Source organism: Micromonospora sp. NPDC003944, from assembly GCF_053605225.1.
The window spans coordinates 17,804-34,612 of record NZ_JBSGIV010000015.1 but is presented as its reverse complement, the minus strand read 5'-3'; the positions used below and the strand labels follow the sequence as shown (position 1 = coordinate 34,612).

The window sequence follows — 16,809 nt, the reverse complement described above, 5'->3', positions numbered from 1 at the left end:
GGCGAGACTATCGGCCACGGCTCTGCCGCGGCGGGTGTGGCCCAGAAGACGCGCCGCCACCCGACCCCGGCCGGGCCGCGTCCGGGCCGGCCCGCGTGCCGCCCGTCGCGCTTTCCGGCGGTTCGTCGGCCGAATCCGGCCGGGCGTGCGCCGGGCCCGCCACCGACGATTCCGGTACGCCCGCCGGCGGGTCGGACCGGGCGGGCCCGCCCGGCTCCCGGGTGGCCTGCACGGGCTGGCCGGCGCGTGGCAGCCCGTCGGGTGGGGTGACCGCACACGCGAGCACCGGGATCTCCCGGGTCGGCAGATCCGAGCGCACCTCGGCGACCCGGTACGTGTCGCGACCCGCCGCCTTGGCCGCGTAGAGCGCGTCGTCGGCGGCCTCCAGCACCTCGCGCCCGGTGCTGCCGTGGTCCGGAAAGACGGCGATGCCCACCGACACGGTCACCAGGACCGGCCCGGCGTACGCCTCGACGGCGATGGGCGTGTCGCGTACGGCCGCACCGAGCCGCTCGGCCACGATCGCCGCGCCCCGCGCGTCGGTCTCCGGCAGCAGCAGCACGAACTCCTCGCCACCCTGGCGGAAGGCGAGGTCGACCTCGCGGATCTCCCCGCGCACCCGCCTGGCGAACTCGGCAAGCACGGTGTCCCCCGCGGCGTGCCCGTACGTGTCGTTCACGTCCTTGAACCGGTCGAGGTCCAACGCGAGGACGCTGAGCATCCGCCCGAAGCGGCTGGCCCGTTCCACCTCCCGCCGGATCGACTCGCGCAGGTAGCGGTAATTCCACAGCCCGGTGAGCGGGTCGGTGAGGGAGAGCCGCTGCGCCTCCTCGTGCACCCGGACGTTGTCCACCGCGACCGCCGCGTGACCGGCGAAGGTGCGCAGGGTGGCCAGGTCGTCGTCGTCGAACTCGTCAGCGCCCAGCCGGTCGTAGAGGGCCAGCACGCCGAGCGCGGCCGCCGCCCCCGCCTCGTCGGTCGACGCCGGCGGTCCACCGACGGTGGCCGGGGCACCGCCGCCCGGGGCCGCGAACGGCACCGCCACGTACGTGCGGCAGCGCGGCTCCCCCGTCGGCGCCTCGGTCGGCTCCGCCCTTCCCCGCTGCGGTTCCCCGGTGGCGGCGACCTCACCGACCACACCGACGCCGACCGGCACCCGCAACGTCGGTGACCCGTCCGCCTCCTCGTCCGGCCAGCGCCCGTCCAACCCCTCGGTGCACTGCGCGACGAGCACCCCGCCGGTCTCCACGAGCAGTACGGCACCGGCCCGCGCGCCGGTGGCCCCGATGGCGCTGCGCAGGATCACCCGCAGGATGCGTTGCAGGTCGTGGGTGCTGGCCAGGGTGTCGCCCAGCACCGCGAGGTGCCCGCGCAGCTGGTCCCGGTTACTTGTCAACGCCGCGACGTAGGAGCCGGTCTCCCGGGTCATCCGGTTGAACGCGGCGGCCAACCGCCCCACCTCGTCGCGGCTGCGTACCGGCACCCGCGCGGTCAGGTCGCCCTGGGCCACCCGGTCGACCGCCCCGGCCAACTCCGCCAACGGTCGGGTGGTCACCCGGGCCAGCCGCCAGGCGGTGAGCACGGCGAGCAACCCGGCCAGCACGACCACCCCGACCAGCGTGGCGTGCAGCCCCGGTGGCCGCTCGCTGGGCACGGAGAGCACAAGCGGCAGCGGCTGCTCGTCGGACGGCCCGAGCCTGCGTACGTACCGGCCCTCGTTCGTCTCGGTGACCTGCTCGCCCCGGACGGCGACGGCGGCGGCAAGCACCGCGTCGCGTACGTCCCGGGACTCGGTCGTGTGGGTGACCCGCGCGGCGCTCGCCCCACTGTCGAGCAGGGTGACCGCCACCCCGGTCACCGCCGCCAGTCGGGCCACGAAGGCCGGGTCGACACGTTGCGCGGCGGTCACCGTGCCCCGCCGGGCGCCGGCGCGATCGTGCAGGTCGACCCGGGCGGCCAGCGCCCGGACCGCGCTTGTCGCACCGTCGGTCCCACCCCCGTGCGAGCCGTCCCCCGGGCCCAGGGGCGAACCGCCGTTCGGGCCTTCGGCCGGGCCGGCGCAGTGCTGCCACGGGCTGGACGGCGCACCTGGCGAGACGTAGGTGACCTCGCCCGCAACGTCGGTGACCAGCACCGCGGCGGCCAGGCCCCGACCGACGAGTTGCGCGGCGGCGACGGCGGGGTCGGGGGTGAGCGCCACCGCGTCGGCGGTGGCGCGGAGCTGCTGGCAGAGCGCGTCGACCGAGGTACGCACGGTGGACGCCGCCACCGCCAGGCGCTCGGTCGAGCGGCTGCGGTCGACGGCCGCGACGGTCGAGGCGACGAAGAGCGCGCCGAGCAGGACGGGCCCGAGCACCACCGCGAGGAAGGCTGCCGTCAACCGCCCGCGTAGCGTCACTCGGTCCCCCCGGAAGTTCCGCCTCCGTTGCTTGCGATGCTGACACAGAGCAACCGTGGGAGAGGCGTTGCGTCAGGAGTGTTGCGTGCCGGAATTTTCTGATGAAGCGGAAGTGACCCGGGTGGCGAAGCGGAACACCCGCGCCGAGCTGCTCGCTCGCCGCCGTTCGCTGCCCGCGGCGACGAGGGCGGCCGCTGCCCGGCGCGTCCAGGCCGAGCTTGTCGATCTGGTACGCCGGCTGCGCCCGCACCGGATGACCGCGTACGTGCCGGTCGGCTCCGAACCGGGCGGCGGGGACCTGCCCGAGGTGCTGCGGGCGGCCCTGCCGGCAGACGCCGAGTTGCTGCTACCGGTGCTCCTCGACGATCTGGATCTGGACTGGGCGGCGTATACCGGGCCGGGTGCCTTGATCGCGGCGGGCCGGGGTATCCGAGAACCAGCCGGTGCCCGCCTCGGGGTGACCGCGGTGGCCCATGCCGAACTGGTGGTCGTACCGGCTCTGGCGGTCGACCACCACGGTCGGCGGCTCGGGCGCGGCGGCGGCTCGTACGACCGCGCACTCGCCCGGGTACCCGAAGTAGCCATGACAGTGGTACCCCTGCACGACGGTGAGCTGGTCGAGGCGCTGCCGGTCGAGCCACACGACCGCCGGGTGCGCGCGGTCGTCACGCCCGCCGACGGGGTGCGTACGCTTGACGGCGGCCCGGGTGCGGCGCACGGTGTCGCGCCCCACACGTCCGCTGGACGAACCCGGGGCGAATGACGCACCATTGGCACTCGAATACGTCGAGTGCCAACTGGCCGAGCCCAGATCCGGAGGAGAACGTGCCCACGTACCAGTACGCCTGCACCACGTGCGGTCACCAGCTCGAGGCGGTGCAGTCCTTCTCTGACGAGCCGCTGACCGAGTGCCCGGCGTGTCAGGGGCGGCTGCGCAAGGTCTTCAACTCGGTCGGCATCGTCTTCAAGGGTTCGGGCTTCTACCGCACCGACTCCCGGGCGTCCGGCTCCGAGACGACGGCCGGCGGCACGGCCAGCAAGCCGGCGAAGTCCGAGTCGTCCTCCGGTGACAGCTCGTCGTCCTCGTCGTCCTCGTCCTCGTCGGGGTCCTCTTCCTCGTCCGGGTCGTCCTCGTCCGGGTCGTCCTCGTCGGGGTCGTCGTCCTCGTCCGGGTCGTCTTCGGGGTCTTCCTCGGGTGGGTCGGGCGGCGGCAAGGCGGCAGCGGCCAGCTCCGCGTCCTGATCGCCGAAGGCTCGACCAGTCAGGTCGGGCCTCGATCCACTCGGGTTTCAGGAAGCCGGGCCCTCCCCCTCGCCTCGATGCCTCGGTTTCCTGATCGTCGAAAGCCCGACCAGACGGATCCGGCTTGATCCACTCGAGTTTCAGGAAGCCGGGCCCTCCCCCTCGCCTCGATGGCCCGGTTTCCTTGAGCGCGAGTCGATCAAGGCGGGCGCCGTAGCAGACTCAACCGACGGCGGGGCGTTTTCCACAGGCCGGGCGGTTGTCCACAGGCGTCGGCCGTGGGTCGGCCGAGGCGGTCGGATATGCCTAGCCTGCCGTCCATGGGTGCCACTGCGGCGCTCGGGGACGGGAGGCGGCAGCGGCAATGGTCGATCCGGATTCGGCGCGGGCTCTGCGTCCGCTGCGTCAGCTCACTCTGCCCGGCGGGCGCACCCTGCTCCGGGCCGTCCTGGTCGCCGCGCTGCTGTGCCTGGCCGCCGCAGTCCTGCACACGCCGGCGGGATGCCCGCCGGCCGCCGTGCCCTCCGACGCACCGATGGAGCCCGGCGGAACGACCGGGCAGGTCGGCGAGGGTCGGCCAGCCGGTTCCAGGACAGGCACCCCCGACACCCCAACGTCACGCACCGACCCAGTCGAGCCGGCCCCAGAACCCGCCAGATCAAGCTCCGACCCCGACAGGTCCAGCTCCGACCCCGACGGATCAAGGTCCGACCCCGACAGGTCCAGCTCTGACCCTGCCAGGTCAAGTTCCAACCCCGAGAGGTCAGGCTCGGGCCGTGCCGGCGCATACTCCGCCGCCGTCGACCGGCCCAGATCCGAGAGGGCTGACGACCATGGCAGGGTAGGTCTCTCGCTACGGCCACCATGATCGTCGGCCACGCACGGCCGGCTGCCGGACGGACGTCGCGAGGCGCTGGCCGGGCCGCTGGCGTCAGTCCCAGTGCGGGGGGCGTTCGGCGAGCAGCCAGTCGTCGTTGCCGCCCGACCGCTCACCCCAACCGCGGTCGGTGTCGTCGGAGGTCTGCTCGGGCAGCACCACGAAGTCTTCGCTCAGGTCGACGGCGCGGTCGTCGTCACCACGTACGCCGTGCGTGCCGGGGTCTTCGGTGCTCACGAGCGGCAAGACTAGCGCAACCGACGGCGGGTGACCCGGGCCGACGACGGGGCACGCCGACCAGGAACGACCGGCCCGGGACGGTGGCACTGGCCAGAAACGACCCGGCCGACGACCATGGCACGCCGGCTAGAAACGGCCGGGCCCAGCGGTGGCGTTGGTAGCGTCGGTCGGCGTGACGACCCCCAGCGATGGCAGCAACCCGGACGACTACTGGCGACGGCCCGACGCCGGCGACGACGCGGTGGCGCACCAACCCCCCACCGCCCCGGTGACGACACCACCGACCGGGCACACCCCCGGTGGATACTCCGGCCCGCCGCCGAGCGTGCCGCCGCCGGCGGGCTGGCGTCCACCCGTACACCTACAGCCGGCGCCGCCGCGACACCTGCCGCCGCAGGACATGGCCGACCTGGACGCGGCCGAGCAGCGCTCGCAGCGGGTCACCTACGGCTTCGGGGCGGCGGCCGGCGTGGTGCTGCTGTTCCTGCTCTGTCTGCTCTGCTCGCGAGTCATCTTCTGATGCCCGCCCCGGAGCGGCCGCCAAGGGACGCCAGCCCGGGACGCCGGCCCGAGACGCCAGCCCGGGACGTCGGCCAGGGGTGACAGCTCAGAGGGTGGTGCCCCAGACGGTCTCGGCGCCGGAGTGGCCGGTCAGGTAGACGTAGATCAGGGCGGCGATGGCGAGTCCCACGGCCGCTACCGACAGCACCGGGGTGACCAGCGCAGGTAGCTGCGGCACCCGGGGGTGCCCACTCGTCGCCACGAGAAGCAGGATGGCCACGATCCCGAGCGGCACCACGATGCGGAAGAGGATGTCACCGTAGCGGGAGTGGTCGAAGATCTGGTCGAGGATCGGCCCCTGGAAGCCCCTGGCTACCAGTGCGTCGGTGAGCGCCTCGCCAGACTTGACCGCGACGTAGGCGGTCACCGGCGCGGCCAGGGCGAGGAGGCCCAGGGCCCAGTCGAGCCGGTGCCGCCAGCGCGGCAGCCCCACGTAAGCGATGGCCAGCACCGCCAGGAGCGGCACGAACACGACGACCGCGTGGACCACCAGGACGTGTACCGGTAGACCCAGGATCTCCTCGAACATCGAACCCTCCAGGTGGATCATGGTCAGGGGTGGTCAGCCTATGGTCCGCCGATCGTCCCCAGGCTCTCGACCGGACACACGCGCGCCGCGTCGATCAGGTTCACCCCTCTGGGCCGTACTCCCGATCTTGCCGGGCTGTGTCGGTGGCCACCCGGAGCGGGCGACGGTTGTCGATGCTCAGCGGGCGTGCTGTCATTGGCGAATGTCAGGTGCGGAGGAGTTGCTGCGGTCGAAGGGCCTGCGGGTCACGCGGCCGCGCCTCGCGGTGCTCGACGTGCTGTCCGGCGGTGGCCACCTGGAGGTCGACGAGATCACCCGCCGGGTTCGCGAACGCCTCGACTCGGTCTCCACCCAGGCGGTGTACGACGTGCTGGGCGCGCTGTCCCGGGCCGGGCTGTCGCGCCGGATCGAGCCGGCGGGCAGTCCCGCCCGCTACGAGGCGCGTGTGGGCGACAACCACCACCACGTGGTCTGCCGGGGCTGCGGCGAGATCGCCGACATCGACTGCGCGGTGGGCAGCGCACCGTGCCTGGAGCCGAACACCGCGCACGGGTTCGAGGTGGACGAGGCCGAGGTGACCTTCTGGGGTCTCTGCCCGAGCTGCCGGGCCCGCCGCTCCGCCGACGTCTGATCGCCGGCACCGCGACCTGTCACCGGCGAGGTCGGCCCGACCGTGGCACTCTTGGGCGGTGGACTCCGATGACCTCGGCCTGTTCGGTCCGGGTTCGGTCACGTGGAAGGTGCACGAGGAGCCGATCCTGATCGTCGCCGGCCTGCGCTCGCTCTACCTCCAGGCGTTGCACCCCCGGGCCATGGCCGGGGTCGCGCAGAACAGCAACTACCGCACCGACGCCTGGGGCCGACTGGTCCGCACCGCCACCTACGTGGCGACCACCGTCTACGGAACCACCGCCGAGGCGGAGGCCGCCGGAGCCCGACTACGCCGCCTGCACGACCGGCTGCGAGCCACCGACACGCTCACCGGCGAGGAGTTCCGGATCGACGAACCGGACCTGCTGCGCTGGGTGCACGTGACCGAGGTCGAGTCGTTCCTGAGCACGGCCCGCCGCGCCGGCCTGCCGCTGAGCGACGACGAGGTGGACGGTTACTACGCCGAGCAGCGCCGCGCCGCCGCCCTGGTCGGCCTGGACCCGACCACCGTCCCGGGCACCGCCGCCGAGGTCGCGGACTACTACCGGGCCGTACGGCCAGAGTTGCGGATGACCCGGGAGGCTGCCGAGACGGCGGTGTTCCTCACCGCCCCGCCGCTGCCGTGGAAGCTCAGCCTGCCGGTCCGGTTGGGGCTCACGCTGGGCCCGCCACGCTGGGCGTACCTGGGGATCGCCGGCACCGCGTTCGCGCTGCTGCCGGCGTGGGCCCACCGGATGTACGGGGGCATCGGTCTGCCGACCACCGCACTGTCGGCGGACCTGACCGTGCGCGCGCTGCGGCTCGCCCTCGCCGCCGTTCCCCGGCGTTACCTGGAGGGGCCGTTGATCCAGGCGGCCAAGGAGCGGGCCGCGCGGCACGCCGCCGCCACGCTGACCGGCTGACCTGCCCCTCGGCCGGGGATCAACCGTCGGCGGGCCGGTCCATCGCCGCCCACGGCTCCTTGCCCGGAGCCTGGGCACCCGTCGGGCAGTGCCGCCGGAAGTCGCACCAGCCGCAGCGTGGGCCGGGTGCCACCGGGAAGGCCTCGTCCGCGTCGGCACCGTCGGCGACCGCCCGTTCGGCGGCCATGATGTCGCGGGCCGTCTCTTCCGCGCGGGTCAGTTGCCGGGCCAGCGACTCGACCGTGTGGTCGTGGCCGGCGACCGTGCCGGTCGGCAGGTGGTGCAGCTCCACCCGGCGGCACGGGCGACGGAACACCCGCTCGGCGGCGTACGCGTAGAGCGCCAGCGCCTGCGAGCCTCGGGCGTCGTCCGTGTCGAGCCCGGTGCGACCGGTCTTGTAGTCGACGATGACCAGCTCCGGCCCGTCCGGCCCGGGGCGCGAGTCGATCCGGTCGGCGCGACCGTTGAACGCCAGCACCGCGGTCTTGACCGCCACCACCCGCTCCACGCCGAGCGGGTCGGAATCCGGCTCCAGCGTCTCGACGTACGCCTCAAGCCACCCCAACGCCCGCCGGTAAGCGGCCCGCTCCTGCTCGTCGTCGCGGTAGCCCTCGCGGACCCAGGTGCCCTTGAGCAGCGTGGCGAGCGCCTCGGGGCGCCGCCGGTCGGCGGGCAGCGCATACCAGTTCTTCAGGGCGGTGTGCACGCTGGCGCCGAGCGAGTTGTGCGCCCACGGCGGGCCCTTGGGTGGGGCGGGTCGATCGACGTAGGAGTAGCGGTAGCGACGCGGGCAGTCCGTGTACGCGCCGAGCTTGCTGGGGGTGCAGACGAACAGCCGCTCGGGCATGCCCTCGAAGCCGAGTTGCTCGGCGTCGCCTGCGCGCTGCCGGGGGGCACGGCCGCCGGCGGCGGGCCGCCCCGCTGATGAGGATCGTCGCACGCCTGCGATCCTGCCATCCGCCCCCGACATCGCGCGCGTGCCGTCAGGTCATGTTGACGTACTGCGTGACGAAGGCGAACACCGCGTCGGCGATGAGTTGCACGGCGATCGCGGCCAGCAGCAGACCGGCGATCCTGGTCAGGACCTCGATGCCGCCGGGACGCAGGATCTTGACGATGCCCCCGGAGAAGCGCAGGACGATCCAGACGGCGAGCATCACGGCGAGGATCGCCACGGCGATGGCGGTGAAGTCCGCAAGCCCGTCGGCCTGCTGGACGAAGAGCATGGTGGCCACGATGGCGCCCGGTCCCGCCAGCAGTGGGGTGCCCAGCGGCACCAGTGCGATGTTCGAGGTGGCATCCGAGCTGGGGCCGTCGGTCTTGCCGGTGAGCAACTCCAGGGCGACGAGCACGAGCAGCAGCCCGCCGGCCGCCTGCAAGGCCGGGAGGTCCACGTGCAGGTAGTCGAGCAGGGTCTGCCCCGCCACCGCGAAGACCACGATGACGCCCAATGCCAGCGTGACTGCCTGCCAGGCGGCCCGGTTACGGTCGCGGGCGGGCAACGGGCCGGTCAGTGCCAGGAAGATCGGCATCATGCCCGGCGGGTCAGTGATCACCAGCAGGGTCACGAAAACCTCGCCGAACAACTTCAGATCCACGTGATCAACCTAGCCGCGCGGCGATGGACGAAATACCCGGATCACCCCGAAGCGACCTCGGTCACCCCGTCGGCGACGATCCGCTCGTACGCCTCGACGCTGGTGCTGAAAGCACCCAGCTGAACGGTCTTGTGGGTGCCGTGGAAATCCGAGGAGCCGGTGACGAGCAGACCCAGCTCGGCGGCGAGCGCGCGTACGTGTTCCCGCTCGGCCGGGCTGTGGTCCTCGTGGTCGACCTCGAGCCCGGCGAGCCCGGCGGCGGCCAGCTCGGCGATCAACTCGTCGGGCACCACCCGGCCACGTCGGGTGGCTCGCGGGTGGGCGAAGACCGGCACGCCGCCGGCCGCCCGGACCAGTCGGACGGCCCGGAACACGTCGATGTCCTCCTTGGGCAGCCGGTACCGCTCGCCAAGCCAGTCCGGGCCGAACGCCTCCCGGACGCTGTCGACCAGGCCGGCGCGGATGAGGGCCTGCGCGAGGTGCGGGCGCCCCACGGTTCCGCCACCCGCGCCGGCCAGGATGTCCGGCCAGTTCACGTCGATGCCGTCGGCGCGCAGGAGGGCGACCATCCGTTCGCCGCGCTCCTCCCGGGCGACCCGGACCCGAGCCAGCTCGGCCACCAGCTCCGGGTGGTCCGGGTCGAACAGGTACGCCAGCAGGTGCAGCGGCACCGCCGGCTGCGCGCCGGACCAGCGACAGGACAGCTCCGCGCCGCGGACCAGACGCAGACCTGGCGGTAGTGCGCCCACGGCGGGCGCCCAGCCGGCGGTGGTGTCGTGGTCGGTGATCGCCAGCACGTCCAGCCCGGCGTCGACGGCCGCGCCGACCAGCTCGACCGGGGTCAGCGTCCCGTCGCTTGCCGTCGAGTGGGTGTGCAGGTCGATTCGGGGGGCGGGTCCGGTACGCGAGGTCACCGCCCGACGCTACCGAGAAAACCGCGAGCCCGGCTCACCTAGGCCGCTGGGCTCAGAGCCCCTTGACCAGGATCGGCCGGTCTCCGGCTGGCAGGCCCGGCACCGCGGCGGGGCTGGCCGGCTCTCCCACCCGGACCTGGCGAACGTCGACCTGGACCAGCTCGCCGGTCTCGTCGAGGTAGGAGGCGTTCGTCCTGTCGCTCCAGATGATCGCTCCGGTCACCGGCGGCCCGGCCGCGACGGCGGTCGCACCCGGCCCGAGCCGCTGCAGGTCGACAAGCAGGGCTCGGCCGGCCTTGCCGATCACGCCGTTCACCAGCAGCCACCGCCCGTCCGGGGAGACCTCGCCCACGCCGTCCTGGCTGAGGTCGGGACCGCAGCCGGTGCGTACCGGGTCCAGGTGCCGGGTCGGGGTGAGGACGGCGAGGCAGGTCCGGCCCGGATCGGTCGCGGCGACCTGGCCCACGAGCCGCCCGTCGGGCAGCCGCCCGTAGATGTTGAGGCTGTTCTGGTCGAGGGCCTCCGGCAACGGCCCCGCACCGGGCCGCCACAGGGTGTGACCGGCGCCGGCCGGGTCGAGTCGGACCAGCACGCTGTCGGCGACGAACCGGACGGGCTCCGCCGCCGCCGGGACGGGGGTACGCACCGCCCCGATGAGTTGGGTGCCGACCACGCCCGCCACCAGCAGATCGTCTCCGTCGCGCCAGGCGACCTGGAGGCTGTCCGGGGCCAGCACGATCGCACCCGCCCCGGCCAGCAGCACCTGCACCAGGCCGTCGTTCTGCACCACCCACAGGGAGCGCCCCGCGATGCTCCGCGCGCCGACCACCAGCCAACCGCCGCCGTTGGGCAGGGGCTGCGCCTGTTCGGCCGGCCCGACGTCGGGCAGCACCAACCGCCGCCCGTCGGCGTTGACAAGCGTCGCGCCGACAAGCGGAGGGGCCGACGTCACGGGTGCGGGGCCGGGGACTGGCACGCTGGCCGTCGGAAACGGCCGGCTGGTCGGGTCCGGGTCACCGATCACCACGATGGGTGACCCGTCCCGCCGGGTCTCGGCACCGAGCTGGGCCATTCCGGCGCTGAGTGCCACGGTGGTGACCGCCGCGAGGGCGAGACCGGCTGCCGTGCGTCGACGCCGGATCCGGTTCGCCCGGCGAATGGCCTGGCCGGCAGGATCGACGCCCAGTGGCCGGGCGACAGCGACCTGGTGCGAGAGAGTCTCCCGCACCGCACCTTCCAGGTCGTCAGGCCGCACCTGATAGGAACGCGGCGGGCCGTCCGTCAGGTTGTCGTGCCGGCTCGGGAACCTGCTCACTGCTGCTCACCGGAGCCGGTGCCGACGGGCACGGCCGCCGGGACGGTGGGCAGCACGACCTGCGGGGTGATCGCGCGCGCCACGGCGGGACGCGGAGCGGCCGGGCGGGGTACGGGTCGGCCAGCCGCCCGCCCCGGCGCGGGTGTGGCAGCGACACCAGGGACCGGGACCCGTCCGGTCCGGGAGCCGGAACCCGTCGTCCGGTCGGAGGCACCGGGCGCGGACCCTGCACCGGCGGCAGCGGGCGACCGGCCGGAGATGCCGGCCGCGGCGGCGAGGTCCGATGCGTCCGCGCCCAGTCGCCGACGCAGCGTGGCCAGTGCCCGCGACGTCTGGCTCTTCACCGTGCCCGGTGAGATGTCAAGCATCGCGGCGGTCTGCGCCTCCGACATGTCCTCGTAGTAGCGCAGCACCAGCACCGCCCGCTGCCGGTTGGGCAGTTCCCGAAGGTGCCGCCAGAGCAGGTCACGGTCGAGCTGCTGCTCGATCTCGTCGACACCGGCCCGCTCGGGCAGCACCTCGGTCGGGCGCTCGCCGTGCCAACGCCGCCGCCACCAGCTGGTCGACGTGTTGACCATCACACGTCTGGCGTACGGCTCGACGGCCTCGATCCCGCCGAGCCGCTTCCACGCGAGGTAGGTCTTGGTCAGCGCCGTCTGGAGCAGATCCTCGGCCGTGGCCCAGTCTCCGGTGAGCAGGTAAGCGGTGCGTAGGAGCGCGGCGGAGCGGGCCGCGACGAACTCGCGGAACTGCTCCTCCAACGAGTCCTTGCTCGCCACCGCCCACCTCCACACCCCTGCCGTCCTGGCAGAGTGCCACGTCAGGGGCGCTCTGGTCCATGACGAAAGGTGCGCACTTGCTCCGATGTTCGGTCGAAAACTTTCACGCCCCGTCGTCGGCCTTGGCCTCGTCGGCCTCCTTGCCGAGCCGCGCCTCGACCGCCTGCGGCTCGTACATCTCCTCGACGACGCGCAGGTAGAGCTCGTTCGGGTTGGGCAGGTTCTTGATCTCCCGGAGGGCCTGCTCCTGGCCGGCGGACTCCAGCACGAACGTGCCGTAGTTGAGCGCCCGGCCGGTCGGGGTCTGCTCGTACTTCATGTCGGTGACCCGGACCAGCGGCATCATCGCCACCTTGCGGGTGACGATGCCGTTGACCACCATGACCCGCTTGTTGGTCAGGATGAACCGGTCGTACCACCAGTCGGCGACCTTCCACGCCACCCAGCCCATCACCGCGAACCAGAGCAGCACGGCGATGGTGGTCAACGCGCCGACGTCCTGGCCGGCGAGGAAGCCGGAGAGGTAGCCGAGCACGAAGGTCGCCGCGATGCCGATCAACAGCGGGTTGGTGAGGTGGATCCAGTGCCGCTTCCACTCGCCCCGGTAGCGCTCGGTGGGGAATAGGTAGCGAGCCACAAGCGAGCTGGGCTCGTCCTCGAGTGGCAGCACACGTCGAGGGGTCGAGCCGGTCGCGTCGGCGCGCAACCCGGCCAGCTCGTCCTCGGAGATCTGCGGCGGCTGGTAACTGGCCTCCGGATCACGGATCCACCCCCGACCGGAACGACCCTGACCGGCATAGCCGGGCCCGTCGCCATAACCGACATCGTCCGAAAGGGACGGACCGTCGGAGAGGCCGGGACCGGCCCCGTAGCCCGGGCCGTCGTCGGGCCCGATCCGCGGGATCGGCTCGGTGTCACGCTCGCGGCGCTCCCGGTCGGGGTCGTCCGGGTCGAAGGGTGGACCGGAGGGGCTGCCCATCGGCGGCTAGGCGACGAGGCTTGTGAAGAAGTCGCCGAACCCCTGGGCGATATCCATGATCCCGCCGCCGAGCGACTTGAACACGTCCGCCGCCGAGTTTGGCCGGTAGGCGACGAAGAAGATCAAGAATGCGATTCCGGCCCAGGTGAGGACCTTCTTGACCATGGCGGGCCATCCTCTCGCGCGGCGCCGGGTCCCATTACCGCAGCGGCACCCAGAGTATCAGTGTGGTGTCGTACAGTGAATATCTGCGTCCGTTCTCCGTCAAACCGGCAGACTTGTCAAGGTCTCCCGGGTAAGTACGGGGACGGTGCGCCGTACACGAGCTCGGGCGGCACCCACTCGGTCAGATCGTGTAGCACGACATCTTCCGCGAGCAGGTGACCCGCACTCGCCGGCCAGGCTATCGCATGGAGCCACATTCCCCGAGCTTCGCCCGCGTACGCGCTTCGATCCGTCGGGGAATTCACCACCCACAGTGGAGTGGGGTGCCCGCCGACCTTGATCTTCGCCTGTCCGACGTGGTCAGGGTGGCCGGGCCCGGGGTCGGTCAGCGCGTCGACCAACTCCGGCCCCGGATCCGGGCCGGCCAGTCCGGCGAGCCGGGTGCCCAGGCCCACGCCGGGTTCCTCGGCCACGAAGACCAGATCGGCCGGACCACCACCGAGTGGCGCCGGGCCCGCGCAAGCCACCGCGGTCGCCCGCACACCCGTCCGGTCGTCACCGGCGTACGCCACGCCGGTGAGTGTCCAACCCGGTGGCAGCGGCCACGGGCACCACAGCGGAGTCACCGGCGGGTCGGCGGTCGCGGTGATCCGCTCCACCACGCTCGCCACGATCTCCGCTCCGATGTGCTCGGGCACGTGCAACGGCGGCACCGGGCCGCAGCGCACGCACCTGGAGTCGGTGTGCATCAGATCCGGCGCCCTTACCGGGCCCCCGCATCTCGGACAACTCACCGCGACACTCACATCCCCACCGTCTCCCCGGACCGCCGGCACGTCAAGCCGGAACGTCCGATTCGGCACCGGAAGGGGGTCAGTCCGGCGGCGGGCCGGCGTGCGCCCGAATCCAGGTGTGCATGGCGATTCCGCTTGCCACGCCCGCGTTGATCGACCTGGTCGAGCCGTACTGGGCGATGGAGTAGAGCGTGTCGCAGGCGGCGCGGGCCGGTTCGGAGAGGCCGGGCCCCTCCTGCCCGAACAGCAGCACGCAGTCCCGTGGCAGGGTGCCGGTCTCCAGCGGACGCGACCCGGGCAGGTTGTCGATGCCGAACACCGGCAGGCGCCGCTCGGCGGCCCAGGCGACGAACTCCTCGATCGTCTCGTGGTGCCGTACGTGCTGGTACCGATCGGTCACCATCGCGCCGCGCCGGTTCCACCGGCGCCGTCCGACGATGTGCACCTCGGCGGCGTTGAACGCGTTGGCGTTGCGCACCACCGTGCCGATGTTGAAGTCGTGCTGCCAGTTCTCGATCGCGACGTGGAAACCGTGTCGGTGCCGGTCCAGGTCGGCGACGATCGCGTCGTGCCGCCAGTAGCGGTAGCGGTCGACGACGTTGCGTCGGTCCCCCTCCGCCAGCAGTTGCGGGTCGTAACGGCTGTCGTCCGGCGGGTCCCCCGGCCAGGGGCCCACACCCACCTCGAGCTGGTCGTCGGTCACGGTCATCAGAGGGTACGGACCGCGTCGACGCCCGGCGCGACGACCTGCCGGTCAACCCAGGTCGAGGGCGGCACCGAGCCGGTCCAGGAAACGCCGGTCCGCCGGACTGGCCGGTGGGTCCACCCGGCCCGCGCCGGCGCCGGGCACCGCGCGGCAGACCCGGCCCGCGACCGACTGCACCCATTGGCGGTACGCGGCCGAGTCGGCGGGGTCGGCCCGCCGCCGCAGGACCCGGCTCGCGGCCCGGCAGGCGGCCAGCAGGTCAACCAGGTCGGTGAGCCGCTCGGGGGGTTGCGGGGTGCCGTCGTGGCGGGCGTAGATCGTGGCGACCACCGCGCGGACCAGATCACTGTCGGAGGCTCGGCCGGCGGCCACGGCATCCAACCCGGCCAGGCTCGCCATGAACCCACGTTCCGTCCGACCCGGACCGGGTGCGGCGGCGGCCACGAGGACCCGACCGGGCAGGCTGGTGAGCAGGTCCCATTCGGCGGCGGAGTAGACAGCGGTGGTCACGGGCGCGCCTCGGCGGCCGGCAGCGGACGGCTCTCCCTCGACGGAGTGGCTCATCGGAACCTCCGGCGTCAGCATATGCCCCGAGACGGGAACCGGGCCCCATCCCCAGCAGACCCGCGGTGGGGACGGAGCCCGGTGCTCGTCGTCGGTCGAGCCCGCCGCGACGGTCAGCGTGGCTCGGGAAAGCTGGGCCGCTCCGGATCCACTCCGTCGGGCACCGCGGTGGCCGCGTACTCCCGCTTGGGGACCATGACCTTGCGCCGGAAGACGCAGACCATCGTGCCGTCCTGGTTGTAGCCGCGGGTCTCCACCGACACCACGCCCCGGTCGGGTTTCGAGCCGGACTCCCGCTTGTCCAGCACCGTCGTCTCGCCGTAGATCGTGTCGCCGTGGAAGGTCGGCGCGACGTGCCGCAGTGACTCGACCTCCAGGTTGGCGATCGCCTTTCCACTCACGTCGGGCACCGACATGCCGAGCAGCAGCGAGTAGATGTAGTTGCCGACCACGACGTTGCGCTTGAACTGGCTGGCCGTCGCGGCGTAGTGCGCGTCCATGTGCAGCGGGTGGTGGTTCATGGTGAGCAGGCAGAAGAGGTGGTCGTCGTACTCGGTCACGGTCTTGCCCGGCCAGTGCCGGTAGACCGCGCCGACCTCGAACTCCTCGTAGTAGCGACCGAACTGCATGCTGGTCCCTTCGACGGGCGGCGATGGAGTTCGGCACAGCATGCCTTACCGATGGTTAAGGGGGCTGGCGGGGCGCGGTGGCGGCGGAAATGTCACACCTGTCACACGCCCGGGGGGAGACGCAATGAGCGGCGGGGCCCTCCCCGGCACCCGCCGCCCACGCTCTGATGTGAGGAATTCTGCCCTACGCCTGCGTAGGTTCAACAGAGATCGCGGTCACATTTATCTTTTTGTAACACTACTCTCCGTGACAGAGCGAAGGTTGATCAGCGATCTCCGCAGGCCGGATACCTCCTTGTCAATGCCCAAGTTACCGATTCGTAGTGCTCAATCGCGTGGATCTCCCTGGAAACGCTCCCATTACCGCAGGTCACGCAAGTGCGCGATGCAAGTGCGTTCCGCAGGTCGGGTGTGAACAGACATGTGTCGATGACCGGCAGCACCCTGCGGCAGCCCCGAGCACGTTTCGTGCCTCACGACCCGGGAATTCGATACGGTCAGCCCTGGTTCTACGGGACGTACGCAAACCGCGGTGATCGGAGAGTGCAATGGCAACCGTTGAGCTGACCTCGGCGAACTTCGACGAGGTGACCGGCAACGACGGCATCGTCCTGGTCGACTTCTGGGCCGACTGGTGTGGTCCGTGCAAGCGGTTCGCTCCGGTCTACGAGCGCTCCTCCGAGAAGCACCAGAACATCGTCTTCGGCAAGGTCGACACCGAGGCTCAGCAGGAGCTGGGCGCCAAGTTCGACATCCGCTCGATCCCGACGATCATGGCGATCCGGGACGGCGTCATCGTCTTCGCCCAGCCGGGCGCCCTCCCCGAGTCCGCTCTGGAGAACCTGATCGAGCAGGTCGAGGCGCTGGACATGGACGACGTCCGCAAGCAGCTGGCCGAGCACAACCACTGAGTCGTCAGCTGACGACACGCGAGGCCGGGCCCGGTGCGGGCCCGGCCTTCGTCGT

20 protein-coding genes and 1 pseudogene are annotated in these 16,809 nt (G+C 72.2%); 6 read left to right on the top strand and 15 right to left on the bottom strand.

Annotated elements, in window-relative coordinates; genetic code table 11:
* Positions 1-7 precede the first annotated feature (7 nt).
* Positions 8-2,398, bottom strand: coding sequence for a diguanylate cyclase (locus tag ACWER9_RS10170; RefSeq protein ID WP_452301500.1), 2,391 nt, complete (start codon positions 2,396-2,398; stop codon positions 8-10).
* An 85-nt stretch (positions 2,399-2,483) separates the two neighbouring features.
* Between ACWER9_RS10170 and ACWER9_RS10165 the strand changes: the two genes are divergently transcribed.
* Positions 2,484-3,161, top strand: a complete 678-nt coding sequence (locus ACWER9_RS10165) for a 5-formyltetrahydrofolate cyclo-ligase (RefSeq protein WP_452301499.1) — start codon at positions 2,484-2,486, stop codon at positions 3,159-3,161.
* A pseudogene (locus ACWER9_RS10160) lies at positions 3,158-3,364 on the top strand (FmdB family zinc ribbon protein); the annotation flags it as partial. The gene ACWER9_RS10165 and the pseudogene ACWER9_RS10160, both read left to right, overlap by 4 nt.
* Positions 3,365-3,378: 14 nt before the next feature.
* Here ACWER9_RS10160 and ACWER9_RS10155 read toward each other — a convergent pair.
* A complete protein-coding gene (locus ACWER9_RS10155) occupies positions 3,379-3,612 on the bottom strand; it encodes a hypothetical protein (RefSeq protein WP_452301570.1) in 234 nt (77 codons plus the stop codon).
* Between the two features lie 959 nt (positions 3,613-4,571).
* Positions 4,572-4,754 (bottom strand): hypothetical protein, encoded by a 183-nt coding sequence (locus ACWER9_RS10150; RefSeq protein ID WP_112581848.1) that lies wholly within the window; start codon positions 4,752-4,754, stop codon positions 4,572-4,574.
* 175 nt (positions 4,755-4,929) lie between these two features.
* Between ACWER9_RS10150 and ACWER9_RS10145 the strand changes: the two genes are divergently transcribed.
* Positions 4,930-5,277, top strand: coding sequence for a hypothetical protein (locus ACWER9_RS10145; RefSeq protein WP_452301498.1), 348 nt, complete (start codon positions 4,930-4,932; stop codon positions 5,275-5,277).
* An 87-nt stretch (positions 5,278-5,364) separates the two neighbouring features.
* Here the strand turns inward: ACWER9_RS10145 and ACWER9_RS10140 are convergent, their stop codons facing one another.
* On the bottom strand, positions 5,365-5,847 hold the full coding sequence (locus ACWER9_RS10140; RefSeq protein WP_452301497.1) for a DUF2231 domain-containing protein: 483 nt from the start codon (positions 5,845-5,847) through the stop codon (positions 5,365-5,367).
* Between the two features lie 202 nt (positions 5,848-6,049).
* Between ACWER9_RS10140 and ACWER9_RS10135 the strand changes: the two genes are divergently transcribed.
* Together ACWER9_RS10135 and ACWER9_RS10130 are read left to right on the top strand one after the other, a co-directional pair.
* Positions 6,050-6,478, top strand: coding sequence for a Fur family transcriptional regulator (locus tag ACWER9_RS10135; protein WP_452301496.1), 429 nt, complete (start codon positions 6,050-6,052; stop codon positions 6,476-6,478).
* Between the two features lie 58 nt (positions 6,479-6,536).
* On the top strand, positions 6,537-7,400 hold the full coding sequence (locus tag ACWER9_RS10130; protein WP_452301495.1) for an oxygenase MpaB family protein: 864 nt from the start codon (positions 6,537-6,539) through the stop codon (positions 7,398-7,400).
* A 19-nt stretch (positions 7,401-7,419) separates the two neighbouring features.
* Here the strand turns inward: ACWER9_RS10130 and ACWER9_RS10125 are convergent, their stop codons facing one another.
* From ACWER9_RS10125 to ACWER9_RS10075, 11 genes are all read right to left on the bottom strand, one after another.
* Positions 7,420-8,370 (bottom strand): RecB family exonuclease, encoded by a 951-nt coding sequence (locus tag ACWER9_RS10125; RefSeq protein ID WP_452301494.1) that lies wholly within the window; start codon positions 8,368-8,370, stop codon positions 7,420-7,422.
* Between the two features lie 13 nt (positions 8,371-8,383).
* A complete protein-coding gene (locus ACWER9_RS10120) occupies positions 8,384-8,998 on the bottom strand; it encodes a MarC family protein (protein ID WP_238646462.1) in 615 nt (204 codons plus the stop codon).
* 41 nt (positions 8,999-9,039) lie between these two features.
* Positions 9,040-9,912 (bottom strand): PHP domain-containing protein, encoded by an 873-nt coding sequence (locus ACWER9_RS10115; protein WP_452301493.1) that lies wholly within the window; start codon positions 9,910-9,912, stop codon positions 9,040-9,042.
* A 52-nt stretch (positions 9,913-9,964) separates the two neighbouring features.
* The gene (locus ACWER9_RS10110; protein ID WP_452301492.1) at positions 9,965-11,227 is read right to left on the bottom strand and encodes a hypothetical protein; all 1,263 of its coding nucleotides are present in this window, start codon (positions 11,225-11,227) and stop codon (positions 9,965-9,967) included.
* The gene (locus ACWER9_RS10105) at positions 11,224-12,006 is read right to left on the bottom strand and encodes a SigE family RNA polymerase sigma factor (RefSeq protein WP_452301491.1); all 783 of its coding nucleotides are present in this window, start codon (positions 12,004-12,006) and stop codon (positions 11,224-11,226) included. Before ACWER9_RS10105 ends, ACWER9_RS10110 begins: the two co-directional genes overlap by 4 nt.
* A gap of 103 nt (positions 12,007-12,109) precedes the next feature.
* Positions 12,110-12,985, bottom strand: a complete 876-nt coding sequence (locus ACWER9_RS10100) for a PH domain-containing protein (RefSeq protein WP_088986474.1) — start codon at positions 12,983-12,985, stop codon at positions 12,110-12,112.
* A 6-nt stretch (positions 12,986-12,991) separates the two neighbouring features.
* Positions 12,992-13,150, bottom strand: a complete 159-nt coding sequence (locus tag ACWER9_RS10095) for a hypothetical protein (protein WP_007455302.1) — start codon at positions 13,148-13,150, stop codon at positions 12,992-12,994.
* Between the two features lie 116 nt (positions 13,151-13,266).
* Positions 13,267-13,944 (bottom strand): DUF6758 family protein, encoded by a 678-nt coding sequence (locus tag ACWER9_RS10090; RefSeq protein ID WP_452301490.1) that lies wholly within the window; start codon positions 13,942-13,944, stop codon positions 13,267-13,269.
* Positions 13,945-14,023: 79 nt separating this feature from the next.
* Positions 14,024-14,647 carry a TrmH family RNA methyltransferase gene (locus ACWER9_RS10085; RefSeq protein ID WP_452301489.1) on the bottom strand — a complete coding sequence of 208 codons (624 nt, stop codon included), beginning with the start codon at positions 14,645-14,647 and terminating at the stop codon, positions 14,024-14,026.
* Between the two features lie 51 nt (positions 14,648-14,698).
* Positions 14,699-15,214 (bottom strand): hypothetical protein, encoded by a 516-nt coding sequence (locus ACWER9_RS10080; RefSeq protein WP_452301488.1) that lies wholly within the window; start codon positions 15,212-15,214, stop codon positions 14,699-14,701.
* A 113-nt stretch (positions 15,215-15,327) separates the two neighbouring features.
* Positions 15,328-15,843 carry a MaoC family dehydratase gene (locus ACWER9_RS10075; RefSeq protein WP_357352459.1) on the bottom strand — a complete coding sequence of 172 codons (516 nt, stop codon included), beginning with the start codon at positions 15,841-15,843 and terminating at the stop codon, positions 15,328-15,330.
* A gap of 548 nt (positions 15,844-16,391) precedes the next feature.
* Here ACWER9_RS10075 and trxA point away from each other — a divergent pair.
* Complete coding sequence (gene trxA / locus ACWER9_RS10070; protein WP_030329190.1) at positions 16,392-16,754, top strand: thioredoxin; 363 nt, start codon at positions 16,392-16,394, stop codon at positions 16,752-16,754.
* Positions 16,755-16,809: the final 55 nt, after the last annotated feature.

Excerpts from the sequence above, each read along its gene's own strand:
- ACWER9_RS10140 (WP_452301497.1), bottom strand. The coding sequence starts at position 5,847 with ATGTTCGAGGAGATCCTGGGTCTACCGGTACACGTCCTGGTGGTCCAC.
- ACWER9_RS10135 (WP_452301496.1), top strand. The coding sequence starts at position 6,050 with ATGTCAGGTGCGGAGGAGTTGCTGCGGTCGAAGGGCCTGCGGGTCACG.
- ACWER9_RS10075 (WP_357352459.1), bottom strand. The coding sequence starts at position 15,843 with ATGCAGTTCGGTCGCTACTACGAGGAGTTCGAGGTCGGCGCGGTCTAC.
- ACWER9_RS10080 (WP_452301488.1), bottom strand. The coding sequence starts at position 15,214 with ATGAGCCACTCCGTCGAGGGAGAGCCGTCCGCTGCCGGCCGCCGAGGC.
- trxA (WP_030329190.1), top strand. The coding sequence starts at position 16,392 with ATGGCAACCGTTGAGCTGACCTCGGCGAACTTCGACGAGGTGACCGGC.
- ACWER9_RS10100 (WP_088986474.1), bottom strand. The coding sequence starts at position 12,985 with ATGGGCAGCCCCTCCGGTCCACCCTTCGACCCGGACGACCCCGACCGG.
- ACWER9_RS10095 (WP_007455302.1), bottom strand. The coding sequence starts at position 13,150 with ATGGTCAAGAAGGTCCTCACCTGGGCCGGAATCGCATTCTTGATCTTC.
- ACWER9_RS10125 (WP_452301494.1), bottom strand. The coding sequence starts at position 8,370 with ATGTCGGGGGCGGATGGCAGGATCGCAGGCGTGCGACGATCCTCATCA.